16 protein-coding genes are annotated in these 19952 nt (G+C 70.2%); 6 read left to right on the forward strand and 10 right to left on the reverse strand.

Features of this window, described 5'->3' with window-relative positions:
- Window positions 1-28: 28 nt before the first annotated feature.
- Complete coding sequence (locus EER30_RS10860) at window positions 29-4435, reverse strand: HAMP domain-containing protein (RefSeq protein ID WP_127500286.1); 4407 nt, start codon at window positions 4433-4435, stop codon at window positions 29-31.
- 111 nt (window positions 4436-4546) lie between these two features.
- Between EER30_RS10860 and EER30_RS10865 the strand changes: the two genes are divergently transcribed.
- Both EER30_RS10865 and EER30_RS10870 read left to right on the forward strand, forming a co-directional pair.
- Window positions 4547-6589, forward strand: coding sequence for a SpoIIE family protein phosphatase (locus EER30_RS10865; RefSeq protein WP_240669933.1), 2043 nt, complete (start codon window positions 4547-4549; stop codon window positions 6587-6589).
- 62 nt (window positions 6590-6651) lie between these two features.
- Window positions 6652-7263: a dihydrofolate reductase family protein gene (locus EER30_RS10870; RefSeq protein ID WP_164842273.1), complete on the forward strand. Its 612-nt coding sequence runs from the start codon at window positions 6652-6654 to the stop codon at window positions 7261-7263.
- A gap of 105 nt (window positions 7264-7368) precedes the next feature.
- Here EER30_RS10870 and EER30_RS10875 read toward each other — a convergent pair whose 3' ends face one another.
- Window positions 7369-8499, reverse strand: coding sequence for an FAD-binding oxidoreductase (locus tag EER30_RS10875; RefSeq protein WP_240669934.1), 1131 nt, complete (start codon window positions 8497-8499; stop codon window positions 7369-7371).
- A 166-nt stretch (window positions 8500-8665) separates the two neighbouring features.
- On the opposite strand from EER30_RS10875, the gene EER30_RS10880 reads away from it, so the two are divergent.
- Entirely contained in the window at window positions 8666-10750 is a 2085-nt protein-coding gene (locus EER30_RS10880; RefSeq protein WP_127500191.1) for a S9 family peptidase, read from the forward strand.
- Between the two features lies 1 nt (window position 10751).
- Here EER30_RS10880 and EER30_RS10885 read toward each other — a convergent pair whose 3' ends face one another.
- Genes EER30_RS10885 through EER30_RS10910 form a run of 6 tightly spaced genes read right to left on the reverse strand, consistent with a single transcriptional unit; the run spans window position 10752 to window position 16319 of the window.
- Window positions 10752-12281, reverse strand: coding sequence for a SpoIIE family protein phosphatase (locus EER30_RS10885; RefSeq protein WP_127500192.1), 1530 nt, complete (start codon window positions 12279-12281; stop codon window positions 10752-10754).
- Window positions 12278-13642 carry a sensor histidine kinase gene (locus EER30_RS10890; protein ID WP_127500193.1) on the reverse strand — a complete coding sequence of 455 codons (1365 nt, stop codon included), beginning with the start codon at window positions 13640-13642 and terminating at the stop codon, window positions 12278-12280. The genes EER30_RS10885 and EER30_RS10890 overlap by 4 nt, the downstream gene beginning before the upstream one ends.
- Window positions 13639-14670 (reverse strand): ATP-binding protein, encoded by a 1032-nt coding sequence (locus EER30_RS10895; RefSeq protein ID WP_127500194.1) that lies wholly within the window; start codon window positions 14668-14670, stop codon window positions 13639-13641. Before EER30_RS10895 ends, EER30_RS10890 begins: the two co-directional genes overlap by 4 nt.
- Window positions 14667-15071 carry an ATP-binding protein gene (locus tag EER30_RS10900; protein WP_127500195.1) on the reverse strand — a complete coding sequence of 135 codons (405 nt, stop codon included), beginning with the start codon at window positions 15069-15071 and terminating at the stop codon, window positions 14667-14669. The genes EER30_RS10895 and EER30_RS10900 overlap by 4 nt, the downstream gene beginning before the upstream one ends.
- Complete coding sequence (locus tag EER30_RS10905; protein WP_127500196.1) at window positions 15068-15490, reverse strand: STAS domain-containing protein; 423 nt, start codon at window positions 15488-15490, stop codon at window positions 15068-15070. The genes EER30_RS10900 and EER30_RS10905 overlap by 4 nt, the downstream gene beginning before the upstream one ends.
- A gap of 1 nt (window position 15491) precedes the next feature.
- Entirely contained in the window at window positions 15492-16319 is an 828-nt protein-coding gene (locus tag EER30_RS10910; protein WP_127500197.1) for an STAS domain-containing protein, read from the reverse strand.
- 163 nt (window positions 16320-16482) lie between these two features.
- Here EER30_RS10910 and EER30_RS10915 point away from each other — a divergent pair, with 163 nt between their 5' ends.
- The 3 genes from EER30_RS10915 to EER30_RS10925 all read left to right on the forward strand — a co-directional run bounded on the left by EER30_RS10915 (window position 16483) and on the right by EER30_RS10925 (window position 17668).
- The gene (locus EER30_RS10915; protein WP_127500198.1) at window positions 16483-16836 is read left to right on the forward strand and encodes an STAS domain-containing protein; all 354 of its coding nucleotides are present in this window, start codon (window positions 16483-16485) and stop codon (window positions 16834-16836) included.
- A 106-nt stretch (window positions 16837-16942) separates the two neighbouring features.
- Complete coding sequence (mscL, locus tag EER30_RS10920; protein ID WP_127500288.1) at window positions 16943-17371, forward strand: large conductance mechanosensitive channel protein MscL; 429 nt, start codon at window positions 16943-16945, stop codon at window positions 17369-17371.
- 63 nt (window positions 17372-17434) lie between these two features.
- The gene (locus tag EER30_RS10925) at window positions 17435-17668 is read left to right on the forward strand and encodes a hypothetical protein (RefSeq protein ID WP_127500199.1); all 234 of its coding nucleotides are present in this window, start codon (window positions 17435-17437) and stop codon (window positions 17666-17668) included.
- A 188-nt stretch (window positions 17669-17856) separates the two neighbouring features.
- Here EER30_RS10925 and EER30_RS10930 read toward each other — a convergent pair whose 3' ends face one another.
- Window positions 17857-18690, reverse strand: a complete 834-nt coding sequence (locus EER30_RS10930; RefSeq protein ID WP_127500200.1) for a zf-HC2 domain-containing protein — start codon at window positions 18688-18690, stop codon at window positions 17857-17859.
- 616 nt (window positions 18691-19306) lie between these two features.
- Complete coding sequence (locus tag EER30_RS10935; RefSeq protein WP_127500201.1) at window positions 19307-19945, reverse strand: CGNR zinc finger domain-containing protein; 639 nt, start codon at window positions 19943-19945, stop codon at window positions 19307-19309.
- Between the last annotated feature and the right edge of the window lie 7 nt (window positions 19946-19952).

A 19952-nucleotide genomic window follows, 5' to 3' on the forward strand; every position in this document is an offset into this window, starting at 1 on the left:
TCTTCATCCCTTCCCTGGGCCGAGAATCTCAGCCCCGCTCCGGTTCCGTGGTCTTGTCGGCGTTGACCCAGCGGGCCATCAGCTCGATCAGTTCGTCGAGATCAACAGGCTTCGTGATGTAGTCGCTGGCGCCGGCCGCGAGGGCTGATTCCCGGTCCCCCGGCATCGCCTTCGCCGTGAGGAACACTACCGGCAGATCCTGGAAGCGCTGGTTACGCCGGATGCCGCGGGTGGTCTCGTACCCGTCCTGATCAGGCATCATCGCGTCCATCAGCACGATGTCGACCTCGGGGTGCTCGCCCAGCACCCGCACCCCGTCGACCCCGTTGTCCGAGTAGAGAACGTTCAGCCCGTGCATCTCGAGCGCACTGGTCAGCGCGAACACGTTCCGCACGTCGTCGTCGACGATCAGGACCGTTGCCCCGTCGAGCTGGCGGCTCGCCGGGGTCACCACGTGTCCTTCGATCTCGGCCCGCGGTGTCAGGACCGGCAGCTCCATCAGCGGGATGTCGATCGGCGCCGGCGGCGGCTGTACGACCACCGTGGTCGACGGCAGCGTCGGCAGGCTGAGCGGCGGGATCGCCTCGGCGCTCAGCGCTTCGGGCATGTAGAGCGTGAACGTCGACCCTTCGCCGGGCCGGGACGACACCACGATCGTGCCTCCGAGCAGCGCGGCCAGGTCGCGGCTGATCGACAGGCCCAGGCCCGTACCGCCGTATTTGCGGGTGGTCGTGCCGTCGGCCTGCTGGAACGGCTCGAAGATGATGGCCAGCTTCTCGTCGTTGATGCCGATGCCGGTGTCGGTCACCGCGAACGCGATCACCTGCCGGGCCGCGGCCAGGGCCGGGATCTCGAAGTCGGTCTCGGGCGGCGCGCCGAAGATGCTCAGCGTGACCGAGCCGCTGTCGGTGAACTTGACCGCGTTGGACAGCATGTTGCGCAGAATCTGGTGGAGTCGCTGGGCGTCCGTGAGGATCGACTCGGGCAGCCCCGGCTGCAGCCAGACCCGGAATTCCAGGCCCTTCTCGTTGGCCTGCGGCGCGAATGCCTGCTCGACGTAGCTGCGGACGCCCTCGAAGTCGACCTGGTCGGGTTCGACGTCCATGCGTCCGGCTTCGATCTTGGCCAGGTCGAGGATGTCGTCGATCAGGGAGAGCAGGTCGGAGCCGGCACTGTGGATGGTGCGGGCGAACTCGATCTGCTTCTCGCTCAGGTTGGTCTCGGGGTTGTCGGCGAGCAGCCGGGCGAGCAGCAGCAGTGAGTTGAGCGGCGTACGCAGTTCGTGGCTCATGTTCGCCAGGAACTCGGACTTGTAGGCGCTGGCCCGGCTGAGCTGCTGCGCCTTCTCTTCCAGGCCGCGGCGGGCCTGTTCGATCTCGCGGTTCTTGGTCTCGATGTTGGCCTTCTGCTCGCTGAGGAGCTGGGCCTTGTCCTCCAGTTCGGCGTTGGTGCGCTGCAGTTCGGCCGACTGGTCCTGCATCTCGCGAGCGAGCCGTTGCGATTGTGAGAGCAGTTCTTCCGTACGCCGGTTCGCCTGGATGGTGTTGAGGGCGACCCCGATCGTCGAGACGAGCCGTTCGAGGAACGTCAGGTGCAGCCCCGAGAACGTGGCGACCGACGCGAACTCGATCACGCCGAGCATCTCGCCCTCGAACAGCACCGGCAGCACGACCAGGTCGTTCGGTGGCATCGACATGAGACCGGAGCGCATCGTCAGGATGCCGTCGTGGGTGGCCCGCACCCGGATCGTGCGGCGCGAGACGGCGGCCTGGCCGACCAGTCCCTCGCCGGGCCCGAAGGTCACCTCGTGGTTGCGGGCGACATAGCCGTACGACGCGGCGAGCCTCAGACGCATGACGGCCTGCTCGTTGTCGACCATGAAGAACGCGCCGAGCTGGGCGTCGACCAGCGGGGTCACCTCGGTCATGATCATGCGGCAGACCTCGCCGAGGTCGCGCTGGCCCTGCAGCAGGCCACCGATGCGGGCCAGGTTGGAGTCGAGCCAGCCCTGCTCGGCGTTCGCCTTGGTCGTCTCGCGGAGCGTGACGATCATCTGGTTCAGGTTGTCCTTGAGCTCGGCGACCTCGCCCTGCGCCTCGACCGCGATGCTCTGCGTCAGGTCGCCGCGGGTCACGGCCGTGGACACCTCGGAGATCGCGCGGAGCTGGATGGTCAGCGTCGACGCGAGCTGGTTCACGTTGTCGGTGAGGTCTTGCCAGGTGCCGGAGACGCCCTTGACCTGCGCCTGGCCGCCCAGCTTGCCCTCGACACCGACCTCGCGGCCGAGCTGGGTGATCTCGGTGGCGAACGACGAGAGCTGGTCGACCATCGTGTTCACGGTGTCCTTGAGCTCGAGGATCTCGCCCCGGGCGTCGACCGTGATCTTCTGCGACAGGTCGCCCTTGGCCACCGCCGTGGTGACGGACGCGATGTTGCGTACCTGGGCGGTGAGGTTGGAGGCCATGTAGTTCACGTTGTCGGTGAGGTCGCGCCACGTGCCGGCCACACCGCGCACCTGCGCCTGGCCGCCGAGCTTGCCCTCCGAGCCCACCTCGCGGGCCACGCGGGTGACCTCGTCGGCGAACGACGACAGCTGGTCGACCATCGTGTTCACGGTGTTCTTCAGCTCGAGGATCTCGCCCTGCGCGTCGACGGTGATCTTCTGCGACAGGTCACCCCGGGCGACCGCGGTGGAGACCTGGGCGATGTTGCGCACCTGGCTGGTCAGGTTCGAGGCCATCGAGTTGACGTTGTCGGTGAGGTCGCGCCACGTGCCGGCCACACCGCGCACCTGGGCCTGACCGCCGAGCTTGCCCTCGGTGCCGACCTCGCGGGCCACGCGGGTCACCTCGTCGGCGAACGACGACAACTGGTCGACCATCGTGTTGACGGTCGACTTCAGCTCGAGGATCTCGCCCCGGGCGTCGACCGTGATCTTCTGCGACAGGTCACCCTTGGCCACCGCCGTGGTGACCGAGGAGATGTTCCGTACCTGGCTGGTCAGGTTGGACGCCATGTAGTTCACGTTGTCGGTGAGGTCGCGCCACGTGCCCGAGACGCCCTTGACCTGGGCCTGCCCGCCGAGCTTGCCCTCCGAACCCACCTCGCGGGCCACCCGGGTCACCTCGTCGGCGAACGACGACAGCTGGTCGACCATCGTGTTCACGGTCGACTTCAGCTCGAGGATCTCGCCCCGGGCGTCGACCGTGATCTTCTGCGACAGGTCACCCTTGGCCACCGCCGTCGAGACCTGGGCGATGTTGCGTACCTGGTCGGTGAGGTTGGCGGCGAGCTGGTTCACGTTCTCGGTGAGGTCGCGCCAGGTGCCGGAGACGCCGCGCACCTGGGCCTGACCGCCCAGCCGGCCCTCGGTGCCCACCTCGCGGGCCACCCGGGTCACCTCGTCGGCGAACGACGACAGCTGGTCGACCATCGTGTTGACGGTGTCCTTGAGCTCGAGGATCTCACCCTGCGCGGCCACCGTGATCTTCTGCGACAGGTCACCCTTGGCCACCGCCGTCGAGACCTGGGCGATGTTGCGCACCTGGCTCGTCAGGTTGGAGGCCATCGAGTTCACCGAGTCGGTGAGGTCCTTCCAGGTGCCGGCCACGTTCGGCACCTCGGCCTGACCGCCCAGCTTGCCCTCGGTGCCCACCTCGCGGGCCACCCGGGTCACCTGCTCGGCGAACAGCCGCAGCGTGTCGGTCAGGCCGTTCATCGTGTCGGACAGCTCGGCCACCTCGCCGCGGGCGGAGACGGTGATCTTCTGCGACAGATCGCCCCGGGCCATCGCGGTCGCGACCTGTGAGATCGAGCGCACCTGGTGGGTCAGGTTCGACGCCATCGTGTTGACCGAATCGGTCAGGTCCTTCCACGTGCCGGCCACGCCGCGTACGTCGGCCTGACCGCCCAGCTCACCCTCGGTGCCCACCTCGCGGGCCACCCGGGTCACCTCGTCGGCGAACGACGAGAGCTGGTCGACCATCGTGTTGACCGTGCGGCCGATGCGCAGGAATTCACCCCGGAGGGGTCGGCCGTCCATCTCCAGCGCCATGTGCTGAGACAGGTCGCCCTCGGCGACGGCCACGATGACGCGGGAGATCTCCGTCGTCGGGCGGCCCAGGTCGTCGATCAGGGCGTTGACCGATCGGACGCTGTCGGCCCACGACCCGTCGAGGCCCTCGTCGTCGAGACGCTCGGTGAGCCGGCCGTCACGACCGACGATGCGGCTGATCCGCCTGAGGTCGAGATTTTGCCGCTCCTGAAGCGACACCACCTCGTTGAACGCATCGGCGACCTCACCGGCCGGCCCGCTGCGACGGGGCAGCCGAACCTTGAGATCGCCACGGCGAACCCGCCGCAGGGCCTCGGCGAGCTCACCGAGCACCGCCGTGTCGTCGGGCACGCCGACGCTGGCTTCCTTGGCCGCGGTCATGCTGTCCTCACTCGCTGTCATCCGGCTGGGCCCCCTATCCTCTCTCGCCCGACCGGGTCAATGCGAGGGACGACTTTGTGCACAGGCCCACCGGCAGGAGAGGATGCATGCGTGTCAGTGGAGGCCGATGCGATCGAGGGCACTGGAGCGAGTGGGCTCGTCCGGCGCGTCCGGCTGCCCAACGACCGGCGCACCCCGGCGGCGGCGCGCGCCCTCGTGCGCTCCGTGCTGGAAGAAGCGGGCCTCGAGCCCCTGCTCAACGAGGCGCTGCTGCTGACCACCGAGCTGTCGACCAACGCCGTCGTGCACGCGAACACCGAGCTCGACATCGAGGTGCGCGCCGATGCCACTGGGCTGACAGTAACGGTCACCGACTTCGCGCCGGGCCCGGTCGAGCAACTCGCGGTCGGCCCGCGTAACGAGACCGTGGACATCGGCGAGGTCGCCGAGCGTGGCCGTGGTCTGCTGCTGGTCGACCATTTCGCGAGCCGCTGGGGCACGGTGCACGAGGGCACCGGCAAGGGTGTCTGGTTCCGGCTCGAGCCCGAAGGCGCTGTACGGGAAGCGTCCGCGCTGGTGCCGGCGTCGGTGAACGCCCCCGAAATGGGGACCCCCAGCGTCGGCGCCCTCAGCGCACTTCTGCAGGTCAACCCCGAGCGCCAGTCCGAGGAGGGGGTGGCCGAGTTCGCCGCCGACCTGCTCGCCCAGCTCGCCCGCCTCACCGGGGCGGCCGGCGGGGTGATCCGGCTCGACCGCGGCGACGGCGGGGGCCGCCAGCTCCTGGCCCGTTACGGCCGGGCGCCGCGCGACGACGCCGACACGATCCGGGTGCGGCTGAACGTGCAGCGGCCCTACTCGGGCGAGCTCGAGCTCGACGCCTCCCCCACCGGCTATGCCCAGCCGCTGGCCACGCTGGTCGCCGAGCGGTTCTCGCTGCATCTCGAGAACGACCGCCTGCGCCGCGCCGACCTGCGCCGGCAGACCTGGCTGACGTTCCTGGCCGAGGCCAGCGAGCTGCTGGCCCAGTCGCTCGACGTCAACCTGACGATGGCACTGATCCCGCAGCTCGTGGTGCCCCGGCTGGGCCAGTGGTGCGCGGTGCACACCACCGACGCCTGGGGCCGGCTGCAGCTCGCCGCGGCGACCCACGCCGACGAGTCACTCCTGCCCCAGCTGCACGAGACGCTGGCCGAGACCGGGCCCGACTCGATCCTGGCCCGGCTCGAAGAGGCGTCCCGTCTGGGCACCCAGGTGATGCTGGGCTCACCGACCGAGGGGTTCGCGGTGCCGCTGGTCGCCCGGGGCACCCGGCTCGGCACGCTGGCCGTGGGCCGGCACCACCGCATCCGGCACGACGCCGACGAGGTCAACGTGCTGGAGGACGTGGCTCGTCGCGCGGCCCTGGCCATCGACAACGCCCGCATCCACGACGAGAGGCACAAGGTCGCCCGTACGCTGCAGGCCTCCCTGCTGCCACCGGCGTTGCCCAAGGTCGAGGGCGTCGGGTTCGCGGCGGAATATGTGCCGACCGGCTCCGAGGTGGGCGGCGACTTCTACGACGTGGTGCCGTCCGGGCCGGAGAGCTGGGTCGTGGTCGTCGGCGACGTCTCCGGCAAAGGCGTGCAGGCGGCCACGGTGACCGGCCTCGTCCGCGACGTGATCCGCATCCTGGTCGACGATCACAAGCCGATGACCGAGATCCTCTGCCGGGTCAACAAGACGCTGGTGCAGCGGGGCGGCGGGCGCTACTGCACGCTCGCGATGGCCTCGGTGACCCGGCAGGCCGACGGGGTGCTGTCCGTCTGCCTGCACCTGGCCGGCCACGACCGGGCGGTGCTGGTGCACGCGGACGGCAAGACGTCGTTCGTCGGCGAGGGCGGCACGGCGCTGGGCCTGCTCGAATCGATCACCTCGCCCGACACCGAGGTGCTCCTGCAGCCCGGCGACTCGCTGATCTTCTACACCGACGGGGTGACCGAGCGCCGCCGCGGCCGCGAACTGTTCGGCACGTCCCGCCTGCGCGACGCGGCCGGCCCGCTCGCCGGCTACCCGGCCGAGGTGATGGCCGCCCGGCTGCGCTCCACCACGATCAACTTCTCGGTCGAAGAACCCCGCGACGACATAGCCATCCTGGTCCTGCGGAACGACGCCTGAGCGCGTTCCGAAGCCGCCGAATCGACCCTTTCTACCGGATATTTCGTGGCATGGTGGATGTCATGGCGAAAACTCAGTACTACACGGCGACGAGCATCGACGGCTACATCGCCGACGAGAACAACTCGCTGGAGTGGCTCTTCGACGTCGACGGGGGCAACGAGAACCCCTTCGGCGGGTTCTTCGCGGGTGTCGGCGCGTTCGCCATGGGCGCGACCACCTACGAGTGGGTGCTCGAGAACGACAACGTGCTGGCCGAACCGCAGAACTGGCACGACCTGTACGGCGACATCCCGTGCTGGGTCTTCGCCAACCGCGAGCTGCCGCTGGTGCCCGACGCGAACGTCTTCATGGTGAGCGGCGACGTGAAGCGCGTGCACGAGGCGATGCTGGTGGCCGCCAAGGGCAAGAACGTCTGGCTGGTCGGCGGCGGCGACCTGGTCGGCCAGTTCGTCGATCAGGGCCTGCTCGACGAGATCATCCTGGGCATCGCCCCGGTCGTGCTGGCCGGTGGCGCCCCGCTGCTGCCCCGCCACCTGACCGCCCAGCACCTCGCGCTCACCGGCGCCGCGCAGATCGGCCGCTTCGCCTATCTCACGTACGCCGTCGGCAGCGAGCCCTTGGCCGACCGCCAGCCGGCCCCGAGCGAGCGCCGCTACGCCGTCCTGCACTGAGTTGGGCTCGGTCGGGCCCAGCAAAGATGATCATGTAGGGCGACGAGGCCGCAGGCCCGCCCGGCCACGCCCACTCTCGCACCGGCACGGGCCGGCATCAGGCCGTCAGAACAGGTCGTGGCGACCGGCCATCTCGATCTCGCGGGCCAGCTCGGGCGGGGCCGCGACGACGACCACCCGGCCGTTGCGAGCCAGCAGAACGTGCCGGACGCTCTCGACGATGGCGGTGACCTCGGCCGGCGCCAAGCGGCCCGGCAGCACAGCGTGCACGCTGCCCAGGCCCGCCGAGCCCCGCACCGGCACCGGCCCGCCGGCCGCGTCGCCCAGCGCGTAGAGCGCCGCCGGCAGATCAGCGGCCGAGACCGACAGGCGCAGTGCCACGTCGTCACGCCGGAACGGATAGATTCCCCACCACGGCGGCGCGACCGGCGTTGTCACCGCCCCGGCGCCCCAGACATCGGTAAGCCGCGACGCCTGTTCGACTGCCTCGGCCTCGACGCCCTCGAACAGCGCGGCCAGGGTGCCGCCGCGGCCGCCGGCCGGCAGGTCGACCTCGATCGCGCTGGGCTCGGCCTCGCCGGCCGCCTCGACGAGCTTGCCGAGCTGCAGCGGGGTGGGCGCCGCGATGCCGACCCAGCGGCGGGCCGGGGGCAGCGGTTCGAGGCGCAACGTCGCCGCGGTGATCACGCCGTCGATCTCGGCGATGCCGGGGCGGCCCTGCTCGCCGTCGGACTCGGCGGCCGTGCCGGACCGGTCGATGTAGGCCACGCTGGTCACGAACTCGGCCGGGGTGCCGAACCGGTAGCGCAGCGGGCCGGACTCGTTGACCGCGAGCATGCCGCCGACGGTGGCCGTGCGTGACGGCGGGTCGACCGGCACCCGCTGACTCTGCAGGGCCAGCGCGGCCTGAAGCGCCCGCACCGGCGTGCCCGTCGCGACCTCGACCGTGCCGCCGTCGACGTCGTGGCTCCACAGGCCGCTGAGCCGGCCGGTATCGATCAGCACGTCGACGCCGTCGCGTGGCCGGCCCCAATCGATCTTGGATCCGCTGCCGCGCGGGAGAGCACTGAGGCCGCTCTCGGCGATCAGCCGCAGGATGTCGGCGACGGCCTGCGCGGTGGCGGGCACCGCGACGTGACCGGCCCGGCGGCCACCGACCGTGTCGATCGACCGCGCGACACGCGCATAGTCGGGTCCGCAGATGTCCACAAGCGCGCTCAGCACCTGATCATTCACGTCCCGGTTCCCAACATCCTCGAAGACAGTCGATCTTGCAGAAGCTCGGTGAACGCCCGAAGATCGTCCACTCTGGCATATCGTACACGTGTTCGAATGAGCGCGGTCCGCGCTCGCAAGAAGTAAAGAAGTCGGGGAAACCGGACCGCCCGGTAACGTAGGTCGGGTGACGAATCCGACTCCTGACAGCCCGCCCACGGTCCGCCTGGTGCCGCACGAGCGCACCTTCCACGGCGACACGGTGACCGACGAATACGCGTGGCTGGCCGACAAGGAGAACCCCCAGACGATCGCCTACCTCGAGGCCGAGAACGCCTGGACCGAGAAGGCGACCGCACACCTGGGCGGGCTGCGCGACACGATCTTCAACGAGATCAAGAACCGCACCCAGGAAACCGACCTGTCGGTGCCCAGCCGCAAGGGTGCGTACTGGTATTACACCCGCACCGAAGAGGGCAAGCAGTACGGCATCCAGTGCCGCGTACCGGTGCGGCCGGGCGAGACCGACCCGCCGTCGACCACCGACCAGCCCGGCGAAGAGGTGCTGCTCGACGGCAACGCGCTCGCCGAGGGCAGAGAGTTCTTCGCGCTGGGCACGTTCGATGTCAGCGTCGACGGTGGCTGGCTCGCCTACTCGACCGACTTCACCGGCGACGAGCGGTTCACGCTACGGGTCAAGAACCTGCGCACCGGCGAGGTCCTGGCCGACGAGGTGCCCGACACCTCGTACGGAAGCGCCTGGTCCTCCGACGGCAGCGCGCTGTTCTATGTGACGGTCGACGAGGCCTGGCGGCCCTACCGGGTCTGGCGCCACACCGTGGGCCGCCCCTCCACCGACGACGTGATCGTCTTCGAGGAGCCCGACGAGCGGTTCTGGGTCGGCGTCGATCTGACCCGCAGCGAGAAGTTCCTGGTCATCAGCGCCGGCAGCCAGATCACGTCCGAGGTGCGGGTCATTCCGGCCGAGACGCCGACGGCCGAGCCGATCGTGATCGCCCCCCGCGAGCACGGCGTCGAATACTCGATCGAGCACCACGGCCACCGCTTCCTCGTGCTGCACAACAAGAACGCCGAAGACTTCGCCCTGTCGTACACGTCGTGTGACAACCCAGGCGAGTGGGTGGACATGATCCCCCACCAGCCCGGCACGCGCCTCGAGTCGGTCGACGCGTTCGTGCGGCACATCGTGATCTCGCAGCGCCGTGACGGCCTGACCGGGTTGCGGGTGATCGGCGACGGCAGCACCGACTTCTACGAGATGCAGTTCCCCGAGCCGCTTTACAACGTCAGCCTGGCGGCCAACCCTGAGTACGACACCTCGGCCGTACGCATCGCCTACGCCTCGATGGTCACGCCGAACTCGATCTACGACGTCGACCTGGTGACCCGGTCGATGACGCTGCGCAAGCGCCAGCCGGTGCTGGGCGACTACGACATCGACGACTACGAGCAGTTCCGGGAGTGGGCGTCGGCCCCCGACGGCACCAAGGTCCCGATCTCGATCGTCGCCCGCAAGGACGCCCCGCGCAACGGCACCGCGCCCCTGCTGCTCTACGGCTACGGCTCCTACGAGCACAGCGTCGACCCGTTCTTCTCCATCGCCCGCCTCTCGCTGCTCGACCGGGGCGTCATCTATGCCATCGCCCACGTGCGCGGCGGCGGCGAGATGGGCCGCCGGTGGTATGAGGACGGCAAACTGCTGGCCAAGAAGAACACGTTCACCGACTTCGTCGCGTGCGCGCAGGCCCTGGTCCGCGGGGGGTGGACGTCGTCGCGGCGTCTGGTCGCCCGGGGCGGCTCGGCCGGCGGCCTGCTGATGGGCGCGGTCGCCAACCTGGCGCCCGACGAGTTCGCCGGCATCGTGGCCGAGGTGCCGTTCGTCGACCCACTGACCTCGATCCTCGATCCGTCACTCCCGCTCACCGTGGTCGAGTGGGAGGAGTGGGGCAATCCGATCGCGTCGGCCGACGTCTACGCCTACATGAAGTCGTACAGTCCCTATGAGAACGTCGCGAAGCTCCGCTACCCGCGCATTCTCGCCATGTCGGGCCTGAACGACACGCGCGTGCTCTACCACGAGCCGGCCAAGTGGATCGCCCGTCTGCGCGCCGTGGCCCCCGACGGCGACTACCTGCTGAAGACCGAGATGGGCGCCGGCCACGGCGGGCCGAGCGGCCGTTACGACGCGTGGAAGGACGAGGCGTTCGTCCTGGCCTGGGTCCTCGACGTGCTGGATCTCGCGTCTCGGTGACTCATCGGCGGCGCACGGCGACGACCGCGATGTCGTCGGCCTGTTGCCCGGCGCCGCCGAGCTCGACCATCAGGCGGCGGCAGAAGGCGTCCAGGTTGGACTCGACTGTCGCCGCCGTGCTCGCCAGGGCGGCCAGTCCCACGTCGATGTCGGCGTCCCGGCGTTCGACGAGGCCGTCGGTGTAGAGCACGAGCGTTCCGCCCCGGGGCAGGACGAATTCGAGATCGTCGTCGGGGCGGGGCCCGTTGATGCCGAGCAGCGGGCCGTGCGGTTGCAGGAAGCGCTGTTCCCCGGCCGTGTGCAGCAGCGGCGGCAGGTGACCGGCGCTGGCCATCCGCACCCGGCCCGACTCGGGTTCGAGCGTGAACAGGCAGATCGTGGCCGAGTCGGCCGGCAGCACGGTCCGCATGAAGTTGTTGACCAGCTTGAGCACGGTTCCCGGTGGGTGCCCCTCGACCGCGTACGCCCGTACGGCGTGCCTCACCTCGGCCATCACCGTGGCCGCGTGCAGGGAGTGCCCCGCGACGTCACCGATCGCCACCAGCAGCCGCCCGTCGAGCATCGTCAGCTCGTAGAAGTCGCCGCCCACCTCGGTCTGCGCGGCCGCCGGCTCGTAACGCATGGCCAGCTCGATGCCGGGCACGGCGGGCAGGTGCGACTGGAGCAGGCTGCGCTGCAGGGTCACCGCGATGCGGTGTTCCTCGTCGTAGGAGCGCTGCGCCTCGACGGCCGCCGCGACCGTCTGGGAGAGCTGCCGCAGCACCGGGAAGCCCGGATTCTGACTGCTGCCGGTGACGACCACATAGACCGGTGGCCGGTCGGGACGCAGCCGGGCCGCCGCGACCGCCACCGATTCGCCCTCGGGCCAGTCGACGATGTTCCAGTCAGCCGCGTCGTCGGTGCGCACCACCGATCCGACCGCGACCTTCTCGTCCGGCAGCGACCATGGGCGTACGCCCGGGTGCGTGCCCGTCGCGGCGATGCCCTCGCCGTCCGCCGTCCCGGTGAGCACCACGACCGGACCGCCGAAGATCTCGTGCGCGCCCGCCGCAGCCGCCTCGATCAAACCGCTCAGCGTCGTCGCGGTGTTGATGGCGAGGGTTGCCTCGGCGAGTCGCACCATGCGGGCGGCCAGTGATTCGGCGCGTTGGCGGGCCGAGTAGTAGCGCAGCACGGCGTGGGCCGTGGCGATGAGCTCGTCGGGTTCGATCGGCTCGACCAGGTAGGCGTCGGCGCCCCGGTTGAGGCCCTGCGTACGGTCGACGACGTCGACGGCGTGCGCCGACACGTGAATGACGGGCAGGGACCCGTACGCGGGATCGGTCTTGATCGTCTCGCAGACGTCGAAGCCGCTCATGTCGGGCAGCTTGACGTCGAGAACGACGAGCTCGATGTCCGAGTCGGGCAGCATGCGCAGCGCCTCGGTGCCCGTCTCGGCCTGGCGCACCGTGAAACCGGCGCGGGTCAGCCAGCTCACCAGCAGATAGCGCTTGGTGGCGCTGTCGTCGACGACGAGGACGGTGCCTTTCATGACACCGGCAGCCGCAACGTGAAGGTGCTGCCCTCGCCGAAGGCCGAGTCGACGCGCAGGGCGCCGCCGAGGATCGCGGCCAGCCGGCGCGCGTAGGGCAGGCCGAGACCGGTGCCTTTGCCGCTGAGCGCCTTGCTGCCGGGCACCTGATAGAACTCCTCGAAGACGCGCTCGTGCAGCTCGTCGGGGATGCCGGTGCCGGTGTCGGCGACCGTGAACTCCACGTCGGAGCCGGCCTCGCGCACGCTGAGCCGCACCTCGCCCTCGGCGGTGAACTTGAGCGCGTTGGTGAGCAGGTTGCGCAGCACCCGGGCAAGCAGCACCTCGTCGGAGCGCATCGACGCCACAGCCGGCTCGTCGATGCGGAAGTCGACCTCGGGACGGGTGGCCAGCGGTCGCAGCGTGCCCCGCAACTGGCCGAAGACGGCCCTGAGATCGACCTGCTCCCAATTCGGCTCTATCCGCCCGGCCTCGGCCTTGGCCAGGTCGAGCAGGTCGTTGACCAGGGAGAGAAGGTCTCTCGCGGAACCGCGGATCAGGTCGACCTGACGGTGCTGCTCGACGGTGAGCGGGTCGGACCCCTCGTCGCCCAGCAGGCGGCTCAGGCCGATGACCGCCGTGACCGGGGCGCGCAGCTCGTGGCTGACGTTGGCCAGGAACCGGCTCTTCGCCTCGCTGGCCGCGGCGAGCTGCTCGGATTTCTCGTCGAGCTCGGCATAGAGGGCCACGACGCCGCGGTTCGTCTCCTCCAGCTCCTCGGAGAGCTGGTGATAGAGCGCCATGACGCCGCGGTTGGTCTCCTCGAGCTCGGCGTTCAGCCGGGCCAGGTCGTCGCGCTGCGAGCGCACCTCGTCGAGGGCGGCGATGAGCTGCTCATTCTGCACGTGCAGCTCGTCGGCCGGGCTCGACGGGACGTGCCGGGACAGCCCGGCGCGGATCTCTTCCATCCGTTCCGGGGTCAGCCTCTGCGCACTCGCCGGCAAACGTCGGGCCATCCAGACGACCGTACCGGTCCCACCGTCCTCGACCTCCATCTTGTCCACCAGGCGGCCGACATGTCCCAGCTCTTCCCGAAGCCGGCCATGATCACCGCGCGGCGGCCCTTCCACGGCCACCCGCAAGGCTGTGAATACCCCGTCCTGGCGAATCGTGAACGTCACATCCGCATCGGCTCCCTCGGCCAGCACCACCCGGCCCACCTCGCTCAGGGCGGTCGCGAGCCGGGTCTGGTCCTGCCGCTCGAGGCCCACCTCGCGGGCCACCTCGCGGCCGAGCTGACGGACCACGAAAATGTCCTGCTCCACCCGCAGCCGCAGGCGCATCAGCGGTCCCGGCCCGCGCTCCGGCCCGCCGGTGGTCATGGCAACCGGGCCACGAGCACGCCGGCGTCGTCGCGGCGGACCCCGGCGTCGCGCAGAACCGTCGCCGCGATGACGAGCGGTGAGTGGGTGATCAGCCCCGGATAGTCGGACGGGCTCCACCGGTCGGCCACGCCGTCGGAATGCATGAGGACGACGCCGTCCGGCGTGATCGGATAGTCGAACTGCCGGATCTGACGGCGCTGGTGGCCGGCGATGCCCGGCAGCGAGACCATGCCACGGCGGGCACCGCCGCCCGACACCACGGTGCCGGCGATGTTGCCGAGGCCGGCGTAGCGCACCAGGCCGGCGTCCGGGTCGAGCTCGGCGATCGCCACAGCAGCCCCGCGAGTGTGGTTCAGTCTCTTGTGCACCAGCTCGAGCACGGCCGAGGGCGGTGCCGCGGGCCCGTCGTGGAACGCGCGGACCGCCTGATGGGCCGCCGCCGCGGCGAGGCCGCCGTGGCCCAGCCCGTCGCACATCATCACCTGACGGCGGCCCTCGGCGTCGCGCACGGCGAAGGCGTCGCCGCTGACCGGCTCCCCGGTCAGCGGACGGGTCAGCCCGGCGGCCCAGACACTTGCCGGCGCCCCGGCGGGCCAGACCTGAACGGCGAGCACGGTGCCCTTGCCGGGCGTGGAATGAAGGTCGTACCAGGACGCCTGGCGGACGATCGCGCCCAGCCCGATGCCGAGGGTGCCGGCCGTGGAGTGCCCGTCGCCGACCGAGTGCAACAGGTCGGCCATGCCCGGCCCACGGTCGACCACGACGAGCTCGACCCCGGCCTGCTCGGGCGTGCGCACCGGGCGCACCAGCACGACTCCCTCGTCGGCGTGCTTGGCCAGGTTTCCGGCGGCCTCGGCGGCGACGATCGACAGGTCCGCGATGCTGCGCTCGGGCATGCCGAGCTCCACGGCCAGGCGTTCAGCCGCTCTTCGTACGGCGGAAGCGCTCGCGGCGGCCTCCACCCGGAACCAGACTCCCTCGTCGAGAAGTCCCTCGGGTAGCGACGCCACCGCGCCTCCGCTCATCGGCACCACTTGGTTACGGTAATGCTCGTACCCTCGCCCACCGCGGTAGCGATGTCGAATTCGTCGACGAGCCGCCGGGCGCCGCTCAGGCCCAGGCCGAGCCCACCGCCGGTCGTGTAGCCGTCGGTGAAGGCCATGTCAAGATCGGCGATGCCGGGCCCCTGGTCGGCGAAGGTGATGCGGATGCCCTTGCGGCGGCCGTTGTCGACCGGGCCGGCCTCGACCGAGCCGCCCCCGCCGTAGACGAGCGTATTGCGCGCCAGTTCGCTCGCGGCGGTGACGACCTTGGTCTGGTCGACGAGGGAGAGCTTCACCGCGACGGCCAGCGTGCGGACGAGCTGGCGGACCCGGACGACGTCCTGGTCGGTGGTGACCTCGATCCGCTGGCTCTCGCCGTTCACGACGTGATTACCGCGGACGTGCCGGTGTCGTCCTCGTCCTCTTTTTCGTCGCCGTCGCTGTCGTCGCCACGCTCGCGTTCCAACAGCGCCATGCCCAACTCGACATTGAGCGCCGTACGGATGCCGGGCAGCGACAGACCCAGCTCGACAAGGGTGATCGCGACCGCGGGACGCATGCCCACCACGACGGTGTCGGCGTCGAGCACCTTCGAGATCGAGGCGATGGTGGCGAGCGTACGGCCGACGAAGGAGTCGACGATGTCGAGCGCGCTGATGTCGATGATCACGCCGTGGCAGCCGGTGGCGACGATCCGGTCCGCCAGGTCTTCCTGAAGTCGCAGGGCGACCTGGTCCTCCATGTCGATCTGGATGGAGACGAGGAGGATGTCGCCGATCTTGAGGATCGGAACCCGCTCCACGTCAGCGCACCTTCTTATTGGTACGCGCGAGAACGTAGCGCAGGGCGTCAGCCAGCGAGGCCTTGGTGGCGATGTCGCCGAACTCGATGCCCAGCGCGACGATCGTCTGCGCGATCTGCGGGCGGATGCCGGAAATAATGCAGTCGGCGCCCATCAGCCGGGCCGCCACCACGGTCTTGAGGATGTGCTGGGCGACCTGGGTGTCGACGGCCGGCACGCCGGTGATGTCGATGATCGCGTACGGCGATCCGGTGTCGACCAGGGTCTGCAGCAGCCGCTCCATCACCACCTGGGCCCGGGCCGAGTCGAGCGTGCCGACCAGCGGGACGGCGACGACGCCCTCCCAGAGCTTCACCACCGGCGTGGAGAGCTCGAGCAACTGCTCGGCCTGGTCGGCGATCAGCTCCTCGCGCACCCGCACGTAGCTGTCGAAGGTGAACAGCGCCGCCTCGTCCACGAAAGAGGAGAACGCGACGTAGTCACGGAGGCTGGCACCGTCGCCGAGGATGCCGAGGACGGCGTCCTTCAACGCGATGACACTCACGGCCGTCTCGGTGGCGCTGAACCCCTGCCGCGCCCGGTTCGTGCTCAGCTCGCTGAGTTGCGCGCGCAGCTCAGCGGCCGACTCGGCGGAGAGATCCTGCGCGGCGCCGGACAGCGCCTGTTGAAAACCGCGTCGCAACTCGGAGGTCTGCCGCCGCAACTCGGCCTGGCTCAGCCGGCCGCGCAGCGAAGTGGCCACCCGGTCGGTCCAGGCCGCGACCAAGGTGTCCTCGTGCTCCTCGAGCAGAGCGGCGAAGCGGGCCGCCTCATCCGCACTCAGCGTCACCGCTGCCTCCCGACTGATCTCGTCTGCAACGGGCGGACTTTACCATCGTGAGGCCGAATACTTGCTGCGAGCCAAATAATGCGGCGGGCTTCCGACGATGCGCCCCGTTCTGCGCGCGGAGGGTGTCTTGGAGTACCGTTCAGCACATAACTGGAGGTCCTGAATGTCTCTGACGGTACAAACGGAACAGCGCGCCGACATGGTCGTCGTGTCGGTCGCGGGTGAGCTGGACATGGCCACCGCGCCCCAGCTTCAGGACCAGATCAGCGACCTTCTCGAGAAGGGCCGCACCCGTCTGGTCTTCGACCTCGCCGAGGTGTCGTTCTGCGACTCCACCGGGCTGTCGGTCTTCGTCCGGGCAAAGAACAGCACCGACGACGCCGGTGGCACCGTCCGCCTGGCCGCGCCGCAGCGGGGCGTGCTCCGCATCCTCGAGGTGAGCGGTCTGGTCGAGGTGCTGCGCACCTACCCGACGGTCGACGAGGCGGTCACCGCCCAAGAGCCCGCGCTCGACTGACACACCTATCCACGTCGATCCGGTCGGCGATAGTTTGTCGCCGACCGGTCGTGGGCACCTGCGGCCGGACGATCCCCAGGCTGACGCAGGAGTGCACGTGAAAAAGATGTTTCAGGGCTTCAAAGACTTCATCATGCGCGGCAACGTTGTCGACCTCGCGGTCGGCATCGTCATCGGTGCCGCGTTCACCGGAGTCGTCAGCGGCTTCACCAAAGGCTTCATCGAGCCCCTGATCAAGCTCATGAGCGGCGGCACCGGAGTCAAGGCGGGAACCTTCTCGGTCCGGGGGGTCGTCTTCGACGTCGCCGGCTTCCTCAACTCGGTGATCACGTTCCTGATCACCGCCGCGGTGCTCTACTTCTTCGTGGTGCTGCCGCTGAACATGCTGGCCGAGCGCCGCCGCCGCGGCGAGGAGCCCCCGCCGAAGACGCCCGCCGAGGACATCATCCTGCTCACCCAGATCCGCGACGCGCTCGTCACGCAGCAGTCCCGCGCGTACGGCGACACGCCCGGGCGGCACGAGCCGCCGCGCTGAGCGTCACTAAAAAGATCAACCCCGGTCCACCAAGTTCGAACAGATGTTCGATACGCTGCCGAGATGGAGCAGCGTAAGCACTGGTGGAACGGCAAGTGGGGCCGTGTCGCCCGCAAAGACGTCTACCTGCGGGTGAGTGGCGACCAGTGGTATGTCGAGCAGCGCGCGGGCGGCGCCGACGGCGTCTCACACTTCTTCGAGTACGACAGCGAAGACGAGGCGCTGAACACCGTGCGCGCGCTGCTGTCCTCCCCCGGCGACTGGCGCGAACTCTCCGTCCGTCCGCCCCTCCGCTGACTTACGCTCCCGCTGCTCCCATCGCCACACGCAGGCCCCGCTCCGCGCCAGTTCCGCTCCGCGACGGTTCCGCTCGCGCCGGTTCCTCCCCGCGCCGGCCCTGATCCGCGCCGGCCCGTTCCAGCCGGCCCCGCAGGGCTCGCGACCACGCTGTTCTCTCGCGCACACGAAAACCCACGCGGGAACCGTCAGGCCGCCTGGCGTTCGTCGGCCTCGGCGGTCATCGGGCCGGGCGGCACCAGGCGCAAGCCCGGACGGAACGACGGCGACGGCTCGGCGAGATCGTCATCGGGGTCGTTGTCGGCGAAGCGGGCACGCCAGCCGCTGACGGCCGAACGGCTCCCCGGCGGCGTGCTCACGAAGCCGCCCGGAATGCGCGACAGCGCCACGATCAGCAGATATCCGAGGATCACGAAGCCGTGGCTGACCAGCCGGGTCGCGTCGACCCGGCCCGCCGTGAGGTCGTTGACCGAGAGCAGCAGCAGGGTGCCGACGAAGGCCGTGAGCATCGGCACCAGGCCGGTCGGGCGGGTGCGCCGCAACGCGATGAACAGGTAACCGGCGCCGACCGCGACGTTCCACGCGGCCGACTCGTGCCACAGGTGACCCGGCGTCGCGTCGAGCGAGGTGTGCACATGCGCCCCGACGACCCCGCCGCCGATCTGGTTGAGACCCAGAATCAGCTGTACGGCCCCCACGATCGCGAGCGCCACGAGCAGGGCGATGCCGAGGGGGAAGCGCCGCGGCAGCCCCACCCAGAAACGTGCCCGCGACCCCGCGACGGTTTCGACCGCGGCGAGCCCCGGGCGTGGGCTCGGCAACGCGGCCAGGATCGCCGCGCTCAGGTCGGGTGGTGTGGCCATGCTCGTGCTGGTCAGACGGTTGACCGTGGCCGCACGGTCGAGCCACTCCCGGCATCCGGCGCAGCCGGCCAGGTGCGCGTCGACCGCGGGGCGGTCGCCCGGGTCGTCCTCGCCGTCAAGCTGCGCCGAAAGCATCTCGCGCCACCGCTCACAAGCCATGTCCCCATAGTCGCGCGAGACCGCCCCAGAGTTCCCACCGGCAGGCGCCCGATCTCAACCCGATGCAGCCAGAACAACGCCCGACGCAGCCGAAACAACGCGCCCTCCCTCACCCACCCCTCGTCGTGATCACCGGCCGGCGCGGCCCGCTGCCTAGGCCTTGTCGCGATTTTTCGGACTTGCGCGGCGAGCAGCACGGTTTGGAGGCGCGGACAAGGCGGCGCGACGCGGACGAGAGGGCGCGACGCGGACGAGGAGGCGCGGCGCGGACGAGGGGGCGCGGCGCGGACGAGGGGGCGCGGCGCGGACGAGGGGGCGCGGCGCGGACGAGGGGGCGCGGCGCGGACGAGGGGGCGCGGCGCGGACGAGGGGGCGCGGCGCGGACGAGGGGGCGCGGCGCGGACGAGGGGGCGCGGCGCGGACGAGGGGGCGCGGCGCGGACGAGGGGGCGCGGCGCGGTACGGCTTGGGGCGAAACGGCTTGGGGCGGCGCGGGCGGCGCGGGCGGCGCGGTCAGGGTGAGTGGCGGGCCCACCCGGAACGGGTGCGGGGACGGTGAGTTCGCACGCAGCGGGACTGTGCCTCGCGAACTTTTCGGGAAGGCGTACGTAAAAGGGTTAAATCAGGCTGGGCGGGCCCTGGACCGAGGGGCGCGGAGGCAGGGCCCCGCTGCCGCCCATCAGGCGCTTGCGCTCGCGGAAGGCGCGGAGGTTGGCCGTGTTTCCGCAGGTGCTGACGTCGTGCCAGACGCCGCTGTTGTTGCGGGACGTGTCGAAGAAGGCGGCCCGGCACTCGCTGTTGTTGCAGAGCTTGAGGCGCGGCCACAGGCCCGCTTGCTGAGCCAGCAACGCCTCGGCCCACAGGGCGGACGCGAGCCATCTCGTGCCGCGGCCGGCGGGGACCATGCGCACCCAGCCGTCGGCGTCGGGCACGAGGCTGACCGGCACGTCGGCGGGGGGCAGCGAACCGGCGGGGCCACTGGTGCCGCCGGCGAGGATGACGTTTTCGAAGGTGCTGCGGAGCCGGCGCAGGGAGCGCAGGTCGGACGACGAGATGAGCAGCGTCGGCGCGGGCAGGCCGGAGGCGCGTGACCAGGTGGCGAGGGCTTCGGTCAGCCAGCGTTGGGCATCATCGGCGTCGAGCAGCAGGTCGGTGCCGTAGGTCATGGGCGCGCGGGTGTTGAGCAGCTCTTGCAGGAGCGCCAAGCCGGCGGGGGCCTCCCGAACGCCGTGCCGGGCGCTGGCCATCCATGACATAGCCGAA

The sequence above is a fragment of the Actinoplanes solisilvae genome (genome assembly GCF_003999975.1).
GTDB lineage: Bacteria > Actinomycetota > Actinomycetes > Mycobacteriales > Micromonosporaceae > Actinoplanes > Actinoplanes solisilvae.

Coding starts and splice junctions, on each gene's coding strand:
- EER30_RS10895 (WP_127500194.1), bottom strand. CDS start 14,670: ATGAGCGGAGGCGCGGTGGCGTCGCTACCCGAGGGACTTCTCGACGAG.
- EER30_RS10890 (WP_127500193.1), bottom strand. CDS start 13,642: ATGACCACCGGCGGGCCGGAGCGCGGGCCGGGACCGCTGATGCGCCTG.
- EER30_RS10930 (WP_127500200.1), bottom strand. CDS start 18,690: ATGGCTTGTGAGCGGTGGCGCGAGATGCTTTCGGCGCAGCTTGACGGC.
- EER30_RS10885 (WP_127500192.1), bottom strand. CDS start 12,281: ATGAAAGGCACCGTCCTCGTCGTCGACGACAGCGCCACCAAGCGCTAT.
- EER30_RS10915 (WP_127500198.1), top strand. CDS start 16,483: ATGTCTCTGACGGTACAAACGGAACAGCGCGCCGACATGGTCGTCGTG.
- mscL (WP_127500288.1), top strand. CDS start 16,943: ATGTTTCAGGGCTTCAAAGACTTCATCATGCGCGGCAACGTTGTCGAC.
- EER30_RS10935 (WP_127500201.1), bottom strand. CDS start 19,945: ATGTCATGGATGGCCAGCGCCCGGCACGGCGTTCGGGAGGCCCCCGCC.
- EER30_RS10860 (WP_127500286.1), bottom strand. CDS start 4,435: ATGACCGCGGCCAAGGAAGCCAGCGTCGGCGTGCCCGACGACACGGCG.
- EER30_RS10870 (WP_164842273.1), top strand. CDS start 6,652: ATGGCGAAAACTCAGTACTACACGGCGACGAGCATCGACGGCTACATC.
- EER30_RS10925 (WP_127500199.1), top strand. CDS start 17,435: ATGGAGCAGCGTAAGCACTGGTGGAACGGCAAGTGGGGCCGTGTCGCC.